Genomic DNA, 13,135 nt, shown 5'->3' with positions numbered 1-13,135 from the left:
CCACGCTATGGGCGCGCTCAACTCGCGCTCGCCGCCTTCGGCAGATAGCTGGTGCCGACGATTTCGCCGAACGGCCCCGACAACGGCCCGTTGGCAACCTTGCTGAAGCGTTGCGGCAGCAGCGGAAACACGAGTTCGGCGAAACGGTAGGATTCCTCGAGATGCGGATAGCCCGACAGGATGAACGTCTCGATGCCGAGCGCCGCGTACTCCTTCATACGCGCGGCCACCTGCTCCGGACTGCCGACCAGCGCGGTGCCCGCGCCGCCGCGCACGAGCCCCACGCCCGCCCACAGGTTCGGATAGATCTCGAGCTGCTCGCGCCCGCCGCGCTTGCCGCCGTGCAGCGCGGCCATACGGCGCTGCCCTTCCGAATCCATCTTCGCGAACGACGCCTGCGCACGCGCGACCGTGTCGTCGTCGAGCTTGCTGATCAGTTTGTCGGCCGCGGCCCACGCTTCCTCCTCGGTCTCGCGCACGATCACGTGCAGACGGATGCCGAAGCGGATCCGCCGGCCGCGCGCCGCGGCGCGTGCGCGAATGTCGGCGATCTTCTTCGCGACCGCTTCGGGCGGCTCACCCCACGTCAGATAGGTGTCAATGTGCTCGGCCGCGATATCGTGCGCGGCCGCCGACGAGCCGCCGAACCACAGCGGCGGATGCGGGTTTTGCACCGGCGGATATAGCGCCTTGCCGCCCTTCGACCGCAAATGCTTGCCGTCGAAATCGATCGCTTCGTTGCTGTGCGACGCGGCGAGCAGCTTGCGCCAGATATGCAGGAATTCGTCGGTGATTTCGTAGCGCGTGTCGTGATCGACGAACACGCCGTCGCCGGCCAGTTCGGCCGCGTCGCCGCCCGTCACCACGTTGATCAACAAACGCCCGTTCGACAGCCGGTCGAACGTCGCCGCGATACGCGCGGCGAGTCCCGGCGACGACAGCCCCGGGCGAATCGCGACGAGGAACTTCAGCCGCTGCGTCACGGGAATCAGGCTCGACGCGACGACCCAGGCGTCCTCGCACGAGCGGCCGGTCGGCAGCAGCACGCCCTCGTAGCCGAGCGTGTCGGCGGCGACGGCGATCTGCCGGAAGTAGTCGTAGTCGGCTGCGCGTGCGCCTTGGGACGTACCGAGATAGCGGCTGTCGCCGTGAGTCGGAATGAACCAGAACACATTCATGTTGTTGCTCCTGCCTGTTCCTGACGTAATGAAAACGGTGAGCACGAGCGCTGGCCGCGCGCATCGAGCCGGCAACCGGCAAGGCGCTGCGACGCGTTGAAGGATTGAGAAACGGACGATGGACTCAGGCCATCGGCAACTGCGTCAAATCGATGAAGGCTATGCGCCGGGCCGACGACACCGCGAACACGACCGCGCGCGGGCCCTGCGACAACGGAGATTCGGCGTGCGGCTCGACATTGCGACGGCTTTCCTCGACCAACGTGCGCGTGGTGCGCTCGATTTATCTGATGACGGCGACACCCGCGCCGTCTGCATGAGGAAACAGTCTATGGAGCGGTCCGCGGCTTTTGAACGATTTTTTTGAGCTTAGGATTTCCGCTTTCGTGATTAGCCCGGTGCTACCGCATGGGGTTGTTGCGCTTTATACACGCGGCCCCGGCCGCCCAACCCCGGTCGATATAATGGCGCTCGTTTCCAATCACCCGGTACAGGTCTTCCGATTCGCGTCGCCTGTACGTTGCCGGTGCAATGCATGCAAAAAATTATTCTGCCGTTCGTCGCCGGTTTTCTGGCTTCTTTGTTCTTTCGCGAATCGACGCTGGCGCTGATGCACGCTGCCGGCATGATCGACCCCAGCGGTTTTTCGACCGCGCCGTTTTTGCCGCTCGGCCTGCCTGAGTTCATCGCGAACGCAATCTGGAGCGCGTGCTGGGCCGTGCTGATGGCCTGGCTGCTGCGCGTCGCGCCGCATCTGCGCGCGCCGTGGGTACCCGCGTTCGTGTTCGGCGGCATCGTGCTGACGGCGGCGAGCGTGTTCGTCGTCGATCCGCTGCGCGGCATCTGGCCGAGCGGCAACATGCTGCCGCGCCTCGCGGTGGGCTTCACGGCGAACGCGATGTGGGGCTGGGGTGCGCTCGTGTTCATGCGCGCGTTCATGGCGAGCGAGGCAGAGGAATAAGCGCGGCGAACATGAATTCGCGCAACGCGTAGATTCGCGCGGGCGGGTTCGCGAGGCCGCGCGTTCACCCGCGCAGAGCGCCCAGCGGGTGTTCGTTCGCCGGCCACGGGCTGTCGAACATCTGCTCCACATCGGCCCGGTTGACGTCCTCGATGCGCGCGAAACGCCAGCGCGGCGCGTTGTCCTTATCGATGATGCGTGCGCGAATGCCTTCCACCGTATCGCCGCGCAGAAAGCTCGAGCGCGTCAGATCGAGGTCAGTGCGCAGCACGTCGGCCATCGACCCTTCCGCGCGCGTGACCACTTCGAGCGAGACCGCCATCGACAGCGGCGAGCGCTCGCGCAGCACCGCGATCGTCTGCTCGGCCCACTCCGCCGCGTCGCCACCGCGCTCGCGTTCCTGTTCGAGCGACTTGAGTATCCGCGCGACGTCGGGCAGCGCGAAATGCCGGTCGATCAACGTCCGCGCCTTCGCGAGCGCGCTCTCCTCGGGCCGCGGCGCGACCTGATACGCGAGCGTCTCGCGCTCGACGCACGCAACCACATCAGCACCGCGCTCGAACGGTTCGCGGCTCAACGTATCGACGAGCGCGGGCAACGCCGCGTCGTCGATGTAGGCATCGGCGAGGCCCGCGTACAGCGCGTCGGCCGCGCCGATCGTCTCGCCGGTCACCGCCAGATAGCGGCCGATCGCGCCGGGCGTGCGCGCGAGAAACCAGCTCGCGCCGACATCCGGAAAGAGGCCGATACGGGTTTCGGGCATCGCCATCTTCGTCGATTGCGTGACGACGCGCAGGCCGCCGGTGCGATGTGCGCCCTGCGAAATGCCCATGCCGCCGCCCATCACGATGCCGTTCATCAACGCGATATACGGCTTCGGATACACGAAGATCGCGTGATTGAGCCGGTATTCCTCGCTGAAGAACGTATCGCGCGCCTCCTGGTCGCCGGTTTGCGCCGCTTCGTACATGAAGCGGATGTCGCCGCCCGCGCAGAACGCGCGCTCGTGCCGGCTGCGAACGACGACGGCCAGCACCTCGGGGTCCTCGCGCCACTGGTCGAGCGCCGCGTGGATCGCGCGGATCATGCCGGTCGACAGCGCGTTCAGCGCTTTCGGCCGCTCCAGTTCGATGAGACCGATGCGCTTGGCTACGTGGGTCGCGATTTCGTCGCTAGTGGCGGGCGAGGCGGACGTGGACATGGAGAACTGGGCGCGGCGCGGCGCGGCATGAGGTGGAACTGAACGTTATCACGGGCCTGCCGCTTTGCGTTTGGTTGGGAGCTCGGGGGCCGGGTCCGTGGAGCCGGCCGACTTGGCGTGGCGCCGCGCGACGGTTTTCTTGCCGCGGACTGCGGCGCTGTTCGATGCGCCCGCCGCCACGGCCTGCGGCACACCGAGCCATGCGTCGAGCGTCACGCCGACGAGCGTCTCGAGCGGCGCGCTCGGAAACACCGGGCACGTGAGATTCAGCGCGACGATGCCATGCAGACTCGCCCACAACGCCTCGGCCCAGATGGCCGGCTCCATCGATGCGACCGACGCCGACAGACGCCCCGCTGCTCGCAACTCGTCGAGCGCGTCGATCATGATGTGCAGCGCGGCCTCGTCGGGGTCGTCGTCGGCAACGCTGCCGGCGGCGTTGCCCAGGGAGGCGGTCGAACCACCGGTCCCGGCGTTCGCGCTTGTGTCGCCCGTGTTGCCGTCGTGTTTGCCAGTGCCAACCCCGCCGCTGAGCGCCGCGCCGGTATAGCTCGGGTCCTCCATGAAAATCAGCCGGTACGTTTCAGGATGCTCGACGCCAAACGCCACGTACGCGCGCCCGAGCGCCTTCAGCCGTTCGGCGGGATCCGCGATCTGCACGAGTGGCACGAAGGTCGCGAGCAACTGCGCGTAGCCTTCGGCGCACAAGGCCCGCGCGATGTCGTCGCGACTCGCGAAATGCAGATACAACGTGGCGGGCGAATATTCGATCGCGTCAGCGATCTTGCGCATCGACAGCGCGGCAAAGCCCTCGCGCACGACGATGCGCCGCGCGGCATCAAGGATGCGTTCGCGCAGTGCCTGCTTCTGGCGGTTTTTTCGTTCGGCGATTCCCATGACTCGCAATTTTCAGATTGACAAACTGAAAAGTCAATTTAAACTGAACATCGTTTACTGAACAATGTTCAGTAAATTTTCATCTGTCAAATCGAGCAGCCACGAGCGCGCGACGATGTTGCGCCGCCATCTGAGGGAGTCGTCATGCAAGCCACGGGAAAGGTCGGTTTATTCGGTGCAGCGGGCGCTGCGGGCCAAAGCATCGCGACGGCGCTTGGCGCGGCGGGCCGCGATTACCGGGTGGTCGGCCGCTCGCGCGAGGTATTGCAACGGACTTTCGGTGACGACCCGCACGCGGAGATCGTCACCTGGAACCCCGATGACCCCGCCTCGATCCGCGCCGCGGCCGCCGGTCTGCAGACCGTGATCTACCTCGTCGGCGTGCCCTACGACCAGTTCGCGCAGCACCCGCCGTTGATGGAGAAAACGCTGGCTGGCGTGACGGCCGCCGGTGTCGAGCGCTTCATTCTGATCGGCACCGTGTATCCGTATGGCCGCGCGCGCGGCAACCCGGTCCGAGAAGATCATCCGCGCGAGCCGCACACGTTCAAGGGCCGCATGCGGCTTGAACAGGAAAAGCTCGTGCTGGCCGCGCATGGCCAGAAAGGTCTCGAAACGCTGGTATTGCGACTGCCCGATTTCTACGGACCGGGGGTCGAGCGCAGCCTGTTGCACGGTGTCTTCGTTGGCGCCGCTACCGGCAAGCGCGCGCAGGTGCTCGGTCCCGTCGACGTACCGCACGAATTCATCTATCTGCCGGATGTCGGTCCCGTGGTCGAACGACTCACGCGCACGCCCGAGGCCTACGGCCGCTGGTGGCATCTCGGGGGCGCCGGCACGATCACGCAGCGCGAGGTGGCTCGCGAGGCCTACGCGCTCGCGGGTTCCGGGCCGAAGCTGATGGTGGCCGGCAAGGGCATGCTGCGCGTGCTCGGGCTATTCAATCGGCTGATGCGCGAGTTGGTCGAGATGAACTATCTGATGACCGAGCCGGTCGTGCTCGACGATTCGGCGCTGGCGACGTTGATCGGGCCGCTAACGAAGACGTCGTATCAGGAAGGGATCAGGCGGTGCTTCGAAGCGGCGCGCGAGGTAGTGTCGGCACGCGACATGATTTAGCGGCAAGGCGTTGGCGATGCGATGCGTAGGTGAAATGAAACCCGCAGAGATGGACCTGCACCCGGCCTCTGGCGCCGATGGTCCGTCGGCAGGTCCGCTTAGCCTGCCATCTGCCCCGGCGGAAAGTGGCCACTCTTGAGCAGCACGGGTGTGCCGTTACTGATCTGCAGATGCTCACGCGCAACGGCCTCGATGCGCGGCCGGCCCGCATCGAACGCGCGCAGCCAGCCGTCGAGGTCCTCGCTGTAAGCGCCGAAATGATCCTCGAGCGCTTCCACCGAGATCGCGCACGGCACCGGCTCACCATCCACCAGCGCGGAAAACACGACGGTCAGGTTGGAGTCGCGGTAAGCAGGCGCGTCTTCGGGAAAACGGATTTTCATGGTCGCCTCGTCAGAAGTTGGCGGCGGGAACGTAGCTTGCGCGGAAGGCCGCTGCGCGCCGCCGATCCTCGCAAGTCCCGCTATGGTACTCGCGCCGCCGGATCACGGTCCAGCGCGCGCGCCTGATTCAGGGCATCGCGCGCTGCCTTGGCGAGCCCATCGGCGGGCCCTTTGCATGGAAATCGCCGACACGCTCACGGCCCATCCAGCAATCGGTCGACATACTCGCGGGCCGCCCGTTCGACGAACGCGAGCGCCTCTTCTTCACTGTCGAAGCGTTGCCGGTCGCCGAGCTCGAGCAGCGTTTCCATCCGGTGCGGATCGTCCGGGCCGAGCTCGGCGAGGCTGACCGTGCCGACGTAAGTACCGTCCGCTTTGGTGTGCGCGTCGCCCGACGTGCCCGACGTGCTGCCCCCTGGCACGAGGCGCGCGGCGGCGCTGATGTAATAGCCGCGATAAGGGCCACTGACCCGTTCAGCCATCTTCGTTCTCCTGTTGCGGTTGCAGAGCTGGCGCCAGTCGCAACGGCGCCGCCCTGATGCTTCAGCATGCGGCGCGCCGCTGCACTGGGTGTGTGCGGGCGGCCCGTCCCATAACGATAAGGCGCGTTGCCGCGCGATAAGTTCTGCTCGCGAGACGCGCCCCCCGCGCCGCACCAAAAGCCGCGCCGCACTTCAGCCGTGCGCGCTGGTCGAACGGTCCATATCGGCATGCTCCATGCTGTCGCACGGTACCTGTTACGACGCCATTTCGAGGCCAGCGAGCGCAATATGGGAAAATATTTTCTGCAGGATCATGAACTGCCCGAGCCGGATGCGGCGAACCGCTGGTTCGAGTACGCCGAAAGTCACGGCATCGACATCCCGAAAGCGATCGGCATCTGGGAAGACGCAGCCACTGAAGAAGGCGCGGAAGCCCGGCGGCTCCTCAACGCGGCGGGCATCACCGTCGAAACGACCTGAGCCGTGGCGCACGCCCTCGCGCTCCACAGCGGCCGACCCGGCCCGGCAGACCCCCTCTATCTGAATGAAAGGACACAACACGATGCAATTCACGACGCAACCGCGACGCGCCGGCCGATTCCACCGCCTCCGATCCAGCGCCGCGCTTGCCCTCGTGCGTCGCGCGTCGCTGTCGGCCGCCTTGCCCGCCGCGCTGCTGCTCGCCGCGGGACTGGGCGGCTGCGCGTCGTCGAACACGACCACGCTGATCAATCTGCCGAACGGCCAGACCGGCTTCGCGGTCAACTGCAGCGGCGCCGACGCCGGCTCGAGTTGGGCCTCGTGCTACGTGCAAGCGGGTAAGGCCTGCGGCGCGACCGGCTACGACATCGTGTCGAAGGATAACGACGAAGGCGGCACCGCCGGCGGCAGCGTCACGAACGTGGCGTCGGCGAACGTGAAGGGCCGCTCGATGATCGTGCGCTGCAAGTAAGCCGATTTACGTGCCTGGCGGCAATCGCGGCGGCTGGCGCGGGCGCTCAATGCGCCTGCATCTTCGAGAAGAGATTCAACACCGCGACGCCAGCGACGATCAATCCCGGCCCGATGATCGCCGGCACGTCGGGTACCTGCCGGTACAGCACTAGCGCGACCAGCGTGATCAGCACGATCCCCGCGCCGGACCAGATCGCGTAGACGATGCCGACTGGAATGCTTCGGAGCGTCAACGACAGGCAATAGAACGCGATGCCGTAGCCGAGCACGACGGCCATCGACGGCAGCAGCCGTGAAAAGCCGTCCGAGGCCCGCATCGCGGAAGTCGCGATCACTGCGGCGACGATCGCGATCGCGAGCAGCGCATACGGGGGTACGCGCATCGCGTCAGTTTTTCGCGAGCGCGAGCTTGCCGTAGTCGTGACCGAGATGCGCGCACAGCGCTTCGACCACGAGTTCATGATCGGCGCGCTGCGGCAGACCGGACACCGTGATCGAACCGATCACGCCCGCCCCTTCCACCGCCAGCGGAAACGCGCCGCCGTGCGATGCGTACTCGGTGGCCGGCAGTCCGTGCTTGTCGGCGAGCGTCGCGCCCGCGAGCTGCATTTTCAGACCGATCGCGTACGAGCTACGGCGAAATTGCGCGACGGTGTTGCCCTTGCGGCGCGCCCAGTCGACGTTGTCGGGCGTCGCGCCGTCGAGCAGGCTGAAGAACAGCGGCTGGCCGAACGTGCGCACGTCGATCGCAGCGGCAATGCCGCGCGCTTTCGCGACTTCGTGCAGATACGCGCCGACTTGCCACGCGCGGTCGGCATCGAAGCGGGGAAACACGAGGGTCTTTTCCTGAATGGCGATGACCTGCAGGTCGTGAGCGATATCCATGGGGTTCAGAACGGGTCGGGGCATCAGAGTCAAAGGGGCCGCCGTCGTGAAGATCCGGCGAGCCGCGTGGAGAATCTGAATTCTAGCGCAGCGTCCGCGCACGGCTTTCCAGAGCCTTTCCGATAGCCGACGTCGCGCGGGCGGAGCGAAGCGCAATGAAGCCAATTCTTACATGGCTATTGCGCTGGCCGTCTGGCTGGTCTATAATCTTTTCTTCGACGGACGCGGGGTGGAGCAGTCTGGCAGCTCGTCGGGCTCATAACCCGAAGGTCGTAGGTTCAAATCCTACCCCCGCAACCAACCGAAATCATTGAAGGGTTACAACGCATTGGCGTGTAACCCTTTTTTGTTTTTGTGGCCTTGGTCTGGCGACCCCTTGACCGCCCCACCCTCAAGCGAAAAAAAGCGCGTCAACTGAATGACGCGCCAAGCTACGAGGCAATGTACAAGAGAGAAAAGATGACTGCGGTGGACGCGGTGGCCTCCATCGCAACCATCAGGACCGATGCTATCAGCGCATCCAAAAATTGACTGTCAATCAATGTCAGACGCGACGGCGCTCGCCGCCTTGGACATCGTCTCGCGCAGCCCCTGTCGGCGCCTCAGTAATCCCCCGCCCCGGTGATAAACTCCTATCACCCTTTCTCGTCCCCTTTCCAATGAAATTCTGTTCTGTCTGCGGCCACGGCGTCAGTCTGAGCATTCCGCCGGGCGACAATCGCGAGCGCTTCGTATGCGGCAGTTGCGGCACCGTGCATTATCAGAATCCGCGTAACGTGGTCGGCACCGTTCCCGTGTGGGACGAAAAGGTGCTGCTGTGCCGTCGCGCGATCGAGCCGCGCTACGGTTACTGGACACTGCCCGCCGGCTTCATGGAAATGGGGGAAACGACGGCCGAAGCCGCCTCGCGCGAAACGCTCGAGGAAGCCGGCGCCCGCGTTGAGGTGCAAAACCTGTTTTCGCTGCTGAATGTGCCGCACGTGCATCAGGTGCATCTGTTCTACATGGCGCGGCTGCTCGATCTCGACGTCGTCGCCGGCGAGGAAAGCCTCGAAGTGAAGCTGTTCGAGGAGCACGAGATTCCGTGGGACGAGATCGCGTTTCCGACCGTCGGCCAGACGCTGCGCTTTTTTTTCGCCGACCGCGCGGCAGGCAGTTTCGGCCTGCATACCGGCGACATCTTCCGCTCCCTGCGCGAAGGCTGAGCGGCGCGCATGGTTCCCTGGCTCGGAGCTGACGACCCGTTTCCGCCCGTCGAGCGCGCGCTCGGCGCCGCGAGCGGCGCGCCCGGTCTGCTGGCGGCAAGCGGCGATCTGCTGCCGTCGCGCCTCATCGACGCGTATCGGCGCGGCATCTTCCCGTGGTATTCGGACGGCCAGCCGGTGTTGTGGTGGAGCCCCGATCCGCGCATGATCCTGCGCCCCGCCGAGTTCAAGGTGTCGCCATCGCTGCGCAAGACGCTCAAGCGCGTGTTGCGCGACGACGCGTGGGAAATCCGCGTCGATGACGATTTCGCCGCCGTGATGCGCGCCTGCGCGCAGGCGCCGCGCCACGGTCAGCGCGGCACGTGGATCACCGCCGACGTCGTCGAAGCCTATTCGTCGCTGCACCGCCTGGGCGACGCGCACAGCATCGAAACCTGGCTCGAGGGCAAGCGTGTAGCGGGATTGTATGGCGTGTCGCTCGGGCGGATGTTCTTCGGCGAATCGATGTACACCGACGTCACCGACGGCTCGAAAATGGCGCTGGCCGCGCTGGTCGGCCACTTGCGACGTCACGAAATAGAAATGATAGACTGCCAGCAGAACACGTCGCATCTGGCGTCGCTCGGCGGCCGCGAGATAGCGCGCAAGGCGTTTGTCGCGCATGTTCGCGCGTCTGTCGGCGCACCGGCCATCCCGTGGCGCTTCGACAAGACCGCCCTGCTCGACATCCTCGCGCGGGCGGCGTAGGAAAAATCAGGCCGAATCCGGTCCGCCGCCCATCGAATAGCGGCATCAACCGCCGGGCGTGCCGGGTTTGCATTACCAGAGACGCTTCGAGAGCTGCCAACGTGACTCACCCCAACGAGCTGCCTCTTTCTCCGCTTTCCGCGCTGCAATTTTATGCAACGGCGCCCTATCCCTGCAGTTACCTGGACGGCCGCATTGCGCGCTCGCAGGTCGCCACACCCAGTCACCTGATCAATTCGGACGTCTACACCGACCTCGTCAAGGCAGGCTTCCGGCGCTCGGGCGTGTTCACGTATCGCCCGTATTGCGACGGCTGCCGCGCGTGCGTGCCGGTGCGCGTGCCGGTCGAGCGTTTTCAGCCGAACCGCACGCAGCGGCGTGTATGGCGAAAGCACGGCGACCTGATCGCGACCGTCGCGCCGCTGCACTACGACGAGGAGCATTACGCGCTGTATATGCGCTACCAGTCGGCGCGCCACGCGGGCGGCGGCATGGATCGCGACAGCCGCGATCAGTACGAGCAGTTCCTGCTGCAAAGCCGGATCAACTCGCGGCTCGTCGAGTTTCGTGAGCCAGCGCCGCTGCGGCCCGATGGGCGACCTGACGGGCGACCTGACGGGCGACCTGACGGGCGACCTGACGCGCGGGGCGCGCTGCGCATGATCAGCATGATCGATATCCTCGGCGACGGGTTGTCGTCCGTGTACACGTTCTTCGAGCCGAGCCTGCCGCACGCGAGCTTCGGCACCTACAACATCTTCTGGCAGATCGAGCAGGCGCGCAGCCTGAACCTGCCGTACGTGTATCTCGGCTACTGGATTCGCGAAAGCCCGAAAATGGCGTACAAGGCGAATTTCCGGCCGCTCGAAGGCTTGATCGACGGCGCGTGGCGCGTGCTCGATCCGGCCAGCATCGACCTGCCGCCGGTCGATTTCGCGATGCATGGACGACGCGGGCCGCTCAGGCCGTAAGTCGAGGCGCCGGCCGTCGAGTCGTTGCCGGGTCCTGCTCGTCGCCGGCAACGCCCCACCAGTCTCATCAAAGCCCAAAGCCGGTAAAATAGCGGGTTCCCATTTTCCGGCCGTCCGGCTTCATCCCGTGCTCAGCTCCCTTTATCCGCTCTTTCGCGCCCAACTCTTTCGCATGGACGCGGAAGACGCTCACCATCTGACTTTGCGCATGCTCGGCGCCGCCGGTCGCACCGGCCTCGCCGGCGCGCTCGGGGCGCGCGTGCCGGATTCGCCGCGCACCGTGATGGGCCTGACGTTCCGAAACCCGGTCGGACTCGCGGCGGGCCTCGACAAAGACGGCGCGTGCATCGACGGTCTGGCGGCGCTCGGCTTCGGCTTCATCGAAGTGGGCACCGTGACGCCACGCGCGCAGCCGGGCAATCCGCGTCCGCGCATGTTCCGGCTGCCGCAGGCGAACGCGGTGATCAACCGGATGGGCTTCAACAACGCCGGCGTCGACCAGTTCGTGAAGAACGTCCAGGCCGCGCGCTATCGCGGCATCCTCGGTCTTAACATCGGCAAGAACGCCGACACGCCGATCGAGCGCGCCGCTGAAGACTATCTGTACTGCCTCGAGCGCGTGTACCCGTTCGCGAGCTACGTGACGGTCAACATCTCGTCGCCGAATACGAAGAACCTACGCCAGCTGCAGGGCGCCGACGAACTCGACGCGCTGCTCGCCGCGCTGAAGGACAAGCAGCAAAGACTCGCCGACATGCACGGCAAGCTCGTGCCGCTCGCACTGAAGATCGCGCCCGACCTCGACGACGAGCAGGTCAAGTCGATCGCCGACACCTTGCTGCGCCACAAATTCGAAGGCGTCATCGCGACCAACACTACGCTGTCGCGCACCGCTGTCGCCGGCATGCAGCATGCTGACGAAGCCGGCGGCCTGTCGGGCAAGCCGGTGTTCGACGCGTCGAACGAGGTGATCCGCAAGCTGCGCGCCGAAGTCGGCGAGGCCGTGCCGATCATCGGCGTCGGGGGCATTTTCTCGGGCAACGATGCGCGCGCGAAGCTCGCGGCCGGCGCGTCGCTGGTGCAGCTTTATACTGGTTTCATCTACCGCGGTCCGACGCTCATCGCCGAATGCGCGCAGGCGCTGCGCTAGGCATCCGCGCCGCCGCATATAGACATAAACAAACGGTATTTAGGTTGCGATAGGCTCGTTTGCTATGCTCTCGACCGTCAAAACATCAGACGTACAAGGAACACGATGAAATTCGGCTTGCTGAAGAAGCTCCTCGCCACCGCGCTGATCGGCGCGTCGCTGACCGCCGTTACCGCGCACGCGGAAGACCTGCTCGACCAGGTCAAGCAGCGCGGCACGCTGCGCGTCGGTCTCGAAGGCACCTTCCCGCCGTTCAACTCGAAAGCGCCGTCGGGCGAGCTGGTCGGCTATGACGTCGACATCGCCAAGGCGGTCGCGGCCAGGCTCGGCGTGAAGCCCGAGTTCGTCACGACCGAGTGGAGCGGCATCATCGCCGGTCTGCAGGCGGGCAAGTTCGATGTAATCGTCAACCAGGTCGGCATCACCGACGCGCGCAAGCAGACGCTCGACTTCTCGCCGGCGTACACGTACTCGGCGGCGCAACTGATCCAGCGCAAGAACGACACGCGCCAGTTCACCTCGCTCGAAGACCTGAAGGGCAAGAAGCTCGGCGTCGGTCTCGGCACGAACTACATGGACATGGCGAAGGCAGTGCCGGGCATCGACGTGAAGACTTACCCGGGCGCACCCGAATACCTGCGTGATCTGGCCGCCGGCCGGCTCGACGCGGCGTTGAACGACCGTCTGATGCTCGCGTACCTGCTGAAGAACTCGAACCTGCCGCTGCGCACCGGCGCGAACGTCGGCCCGGGCAACCCGTCGGGCATTCCGTTCAGAAAGGGCAACCCGAAGTTCGCGCAGGCGATCGACGACGCGATGACCCAGCTCGAAGCGGACGGCACCTTCACGAAGATCTCGGACAAGTGGTTCGGCATCGACGTCAGCAAGCCGATCAAGTAACACGCGTGCAGTCGAACGAAGGGCGGCATCGATCACGATGCCGCCCTTCGCGCTTTTGCGGCCCACGCGAGCTGCGGGAGCCGAACCGCGCGTCGCGTATAC

General features: G+C 65.5%; 17 protein-coding genes and 1 tRNA gene. 11 read left to right on the top strand and 7 right to left on the bottom strand.

The window, feature by feature from the left end; genetic code table 11:
* Window positions 1–17: 17 nt before the first annotated feature.
* Complete coding sequence (ssuD, locus tag OKW41_RS29015) at window positions 18–1,178, bottom strand: FMNH2-dependent alkanesulfonate monooxygenase (protein WP_429574752.1); 1,161 nt, start codon at window positions 1,176–1,178, stop codon at window positions 18–20.
* A 118-nt stretch (window positions 1,179–1,296) separates the two neighbouring features.
* On the opposite strand from ssuD, the gene OKW41_RS29010 reads away from it, so the two are divergent.
* Entirely contained in the window at window positions 1,297–1,545 is a 249-nt protein-coding gene (locus tag OKW41_RS29010) for a hypothetical protein (RefSeq protein WP_429574751.1), read from the top strand.
* A 168-nt stretch (window positions 1,546–1,713) separates the two neighbouring features.
* Complete coding sequence (locus OKW41_RS29005) at window positions 1,714–2,139, top strand: hypothetical protein (RefSeq protein WP_429449505.1); 426 nt, start codon at window positions 1,714–1,716, stop codon at window positions 2,137–2,139.
* A 64-nt stretch (window positions 2,140–2,203) separates the two neighbouring features.
* Here OKW41_RS29005 and OKW41_RS29000 read toward each other — a convergent pair whose 3' ends face one another.
* Window positions 2,204–3,340: an enoyl-CoA hydratase/isomerase family protein gene (locus tag OKW41_RS29000; protein WP_429574750.1), complete on the bottom strand. Its 1,137-nt coding sequence runs from the start codon at window positions 3,338–3,340 to the stop codon at window positions 2,204–2,206.
* Between the two features lie 48 nt (window positions 3,341–3,388).
* Window positions 3,389–4,237 carry a TetR/AcrR family transcriptional regulator gene (locus tag OKW41_RS28995; protein WP_429574749.1) on the bottom strand — a complete coding sequence of 283 codons (849 nt, stop codon included), beginning with the start codon at window positions 4,235–4,237 and terminating at the stop codon, window positions 3,389–3,391.
* A gap of 144 nt (window positions 4,238–4,381) precedes the next feature.
* Between OKW41_RS28995 and OKW41_RS28990 the strand changes: the two genes are divergently transcribed.
* Entirely contained in the window at window positions 4,382–5,356 is a 975-nt protein-coding gene (locus OKW41_RS28990; RefSeq protein WP_429574748.1) for an NAD-dependent epimerase/dehydratase family protein, read from the top strand.
* Between the two features lie 98 nt (window positions 5,357–5,454).
* Here OKW41_RS28990 and OKW41_RS28985 read toward each other — a convergent pair whose 3' ends face one another.
* On the bottom strand, window positions 5,455–5,739 hold the full coding sequence (locus OKW41_RS28985; protein WP_184029285.1) for a DUF1488 domain-containing protein: 285 nt from the start codon (window positions 5,737–5,739) through the stop codon (window positions 5,455–5,457).
* A 194-nt stretch (window positions 5,740–5,933) separates the two neighbouring features.
* Window positions 5,934–6,221, bottom strand: a complete 288-nt coding sequence (locus tag OKW41_RS28980) for a hypothetical protein (RefSeq protein ID WP_184068631.1) — start codon at window positions 6,219–6,221, stop codon at window positions 5,934–5,936.
* Between the two features lie 288 nt (window positions 6,222–6,509).
* On the opposite strand from OKW41_RS28980, the gene OKW41_RS28975 reads away from it, so the two are divergent.
* Together OKW41_RS28975 and OKW41_RS28970 are read left to right on the top strand one after the other, a co-directional pair.
* A complete protein-coding gene (locus OKW41_RS28975; protein ID WP_187630069.1) occupies window positions 6,510–6,701 on the top strand; it encodes a hypothetical protein in 192 nt (63 codons plus the stop codon).
* Window positions 6,702–6,783: 82 nt separating this feature from the next.
* The gene (locus OKW41_RS28970) at window positions 6,784–7,173 is read left to right on the top strand and encodes a hypothetical protein (RefSeq protein WP_090805720.1); all 390 of its coding nucleotides are present in this window, start codon (window positions 6,784–6,786) and stop codon (window positions 7,171–7,173) included.
* Window positions 7,174–7,219: 46 nt separating this feature from the next.
* On the opposite strand, the gene OKW41_RS28965 is transcribed toward OKW41_RS28970, so the two are convergent.
* Entirely contained in the window at window positions 7,220–7,558 is a 339-nt protein-coding gene (locus OKW41_RS28965; RefSeq protein WP_429574747.1) for a DMT family transporter, read from the bottom strand.
* Between the two features lie 4 nt (window positions 7,559–7,562).
* Window positions 7,563–8,060 (bottom strand): heme-degrading domain-containing protein, encoded by a 498-nt coding sequence (locus OKW41_RS28960; RefSeq protein WP_184043993.1) that lies wholly within the window; start codon window positions 8,058–8,060, stop codon window positions 7,563–7,565.
* A 223-nt stretch (window positions 8,061–8,283) separates the two neighbouring features.
* Here OKW41_RS28960 and OKW41_RS28955 point away from each other — a divergent pair.
* The 6 genes from OKW41_RS28955 (at window position 8,284) to OKW41_RS28930 (ending at window position 13,033) form a co-directional block, all read left to right on the top strand.
* Window positions 8,284–8,360, top strand: a tRNA-Met gene (locus OKW41_RS28955).
* A 359-nt stretch (window positions 8,361–8,719) separates the two neighbouring features.
* The gene (locus OKW41_RS28950) at window positions 8,720–9,265 is read left to right on the top strand and encodes an NUDIX hydrolase (protein ID WP_429449499.1); all 546 of its coding nucleotides are present in this window, start codon (window positions 8,720–8,722) and stop codon (window positions 9,263–9,265) included.
* A 9-nt stretch (window positions 9,266–9,274) separates the two neighbouring features.
* Entirely contained in the window at window positions 9,275–10,012 is a 738-nt protein-coding gene (aat, locus tag OKW41_RS28945) for a leucyl/phenylalanyl-tRNA--protein transferase (RefSeq protein ID WP_429574746.1), read from the top strand.
* A gap of 101 nt (window positions 10,013–10,113) precedes the next feature.
* Window positions 10,114–10,983: an arginyltransferase gene (locus OKW41_RS28940; RefSeq protein ID WP_429574745.1), complete on the top strand. Its 870-nt coding sequence runs from the start codon at window positions 10,114–10,116 to the stop codon at window positions 10,981–10,983.
* 127 nt (window positions 10,984–11,110) lie between these two features.
* Window positions 11,111–12,133 carry a quinone-dependent dihydroorotate dehydrogenase gene (locus tag OKW41_RS28935; RefSeq protein ID WP_429574744.1) on the top strand — a complete coding sequence of 341 codons (1,023 nt, stop codon included), beginning with the start codon at window positions 11,111–11,113 and terminating at the stop codon, window positions 12,131–12,133.
* 105 nt (window positions 12,134–12,238) lie between these two features.
* Window positions 12,239–13,033 (top strand): cystine ABC transporter substrate-binding protein, encoded by a 795-nt coding sequence (locus OKW41_RS28930; protein WP_429449494.1) that lies wholly within the window; start codon window positions 12,239–12,241, stop codon window positions 13,031–13,033.
* Window positions 13,034–13,135 lie beyond the last annotated feature (102 nt).

It is taken from the genome of Paraburkholderia sp. UCT70 (assembly GCF_050434085.1).
GTDB lineage: Bacteria > Pseudomonadota > Gammaproteobacteria > Burkholderiales > Burkholderiaceae > Paraburkholderia > Paraburkholderia tuberum.
The sequence above is the reverse complement of the archived record's forward strand: the minus strand, read 5'-3'. Positions and strand labels throughout refer to the sequence as shown.

What these genes read in the sequence shown, in the direction of transcription:
- ssuD (WP_429574752.1), bottom strand. Translation starts at nt 1,178, where the DNA reads ATGAATGTGTTCTGGTTCATTCCGACTCACGGCGACAGCCGCTATCTC.
- OKW41_RS29010 (WP_429574751.1), top strand. Translation starts at nt 1,297, where the DNA reads ATGGACTCAGGCCATCGGCAACTGCGTCAAATCGATGAAGGCTATGCG.
- OKW41_RS29005 (WP_429449505.1), top strand. Translation starts at nt 1,714, where the DNA reads ATGCAAAAAATTATTCTGCCGTTCGTCGCCGGTTTTCTGGCTTCTTTG.
- OKW41_RS29000 (WP_429574750.1), bottom strand. Translation starts at nt 3,340, where the DNA reads ATGTCCACGTCCGCCTCGCCCGCCACTAGCGACGAAATCGCGACCCAC.
- OKW41_RS28995 (WP_429574749.1), bottom strand. Translation starts at nt 4,237, where the DNA reads ATGGGAATCGCCGAACGAAAAAACCGCCAGAAGCAGGCACTGCGCGAA.
- OKW41_RS28990 (WP_429574748.1), top strand. Translation starts at nt 4,382, where the DNA reads ATGCAAGCCACGGGAAAGGTCGGTTTATTCGGTGCAGCGGGCGCTGCG.
- OKW41_RS28985 (WP_184029285.1), bottom strand. Translation starts at nt 5,739, where the DNA reads ATGAAAATCCGTTTTCCCGAAGACGCGCCTGCTTACCGCGACTCCAAC.
- OKW41_RS28980 (WP_184068631.1), bottom strand. Translation starts at nt 6,221, where the DNA reads ATGGCTGAACGGGTCAGTGGCCCTTATCGCGGCTATTACATCAGCGCC.
- OKW41_RS28975 (WP_187630069.1), top strand. Translation starts at nt 6,510, where the DNA reads ATGGGAAAATATTTTCTGCAGGATCATGAACTGCCCGAGCCGGATGCG.
- OKW41_RS28970 (WP_090805720.1), top strand. Translation starts at nt 6,784, where the DNA reads ATGCAATTCACGACGCAACCGCGACGCGCCGGCCGATTCCACCGCCTC.
- OKW41_RS28965 (WP_429574747.1), bottom strand. Translation starts at nt 7,558, where the DNA reads ATGCGCGTACCCCCGTATGCGCTGCTCGCGATCGCGATCGTCGCCGCA.
- OKW41_RS28960 (WP_184043993.1), bottom strand. Translation starts at nt 8,060, where the DNA reads ATGGATATCGCTCACGACCTGCAGGTCATCGCCATTCAGGAAAAGACC.
- OKW41_RS28950 (WP_429449499.1), top strand. Translation starts at nt 8,720, where the DNA reads ATGAAATTCTGTTCTGTCTGCGGCCACGGCGTCAGTCTGAGCATTCCG.
- aat (WP_429574746.1), top strand. Translation starts at nt 9,275, where the DNA reads ATGGTTCCCTGGCTCGGAGCTGACGACCCGTTTCCGCCCGTCGAGCGC.
- OKW41_RS28930 (WP_429449494.1), top strand. Translation starts at nt 12,239, where the DNA reads ATGAAATTCGGCTTGCTGAAGAAGCTCCTCGCCACCGCGCTGATCGGC.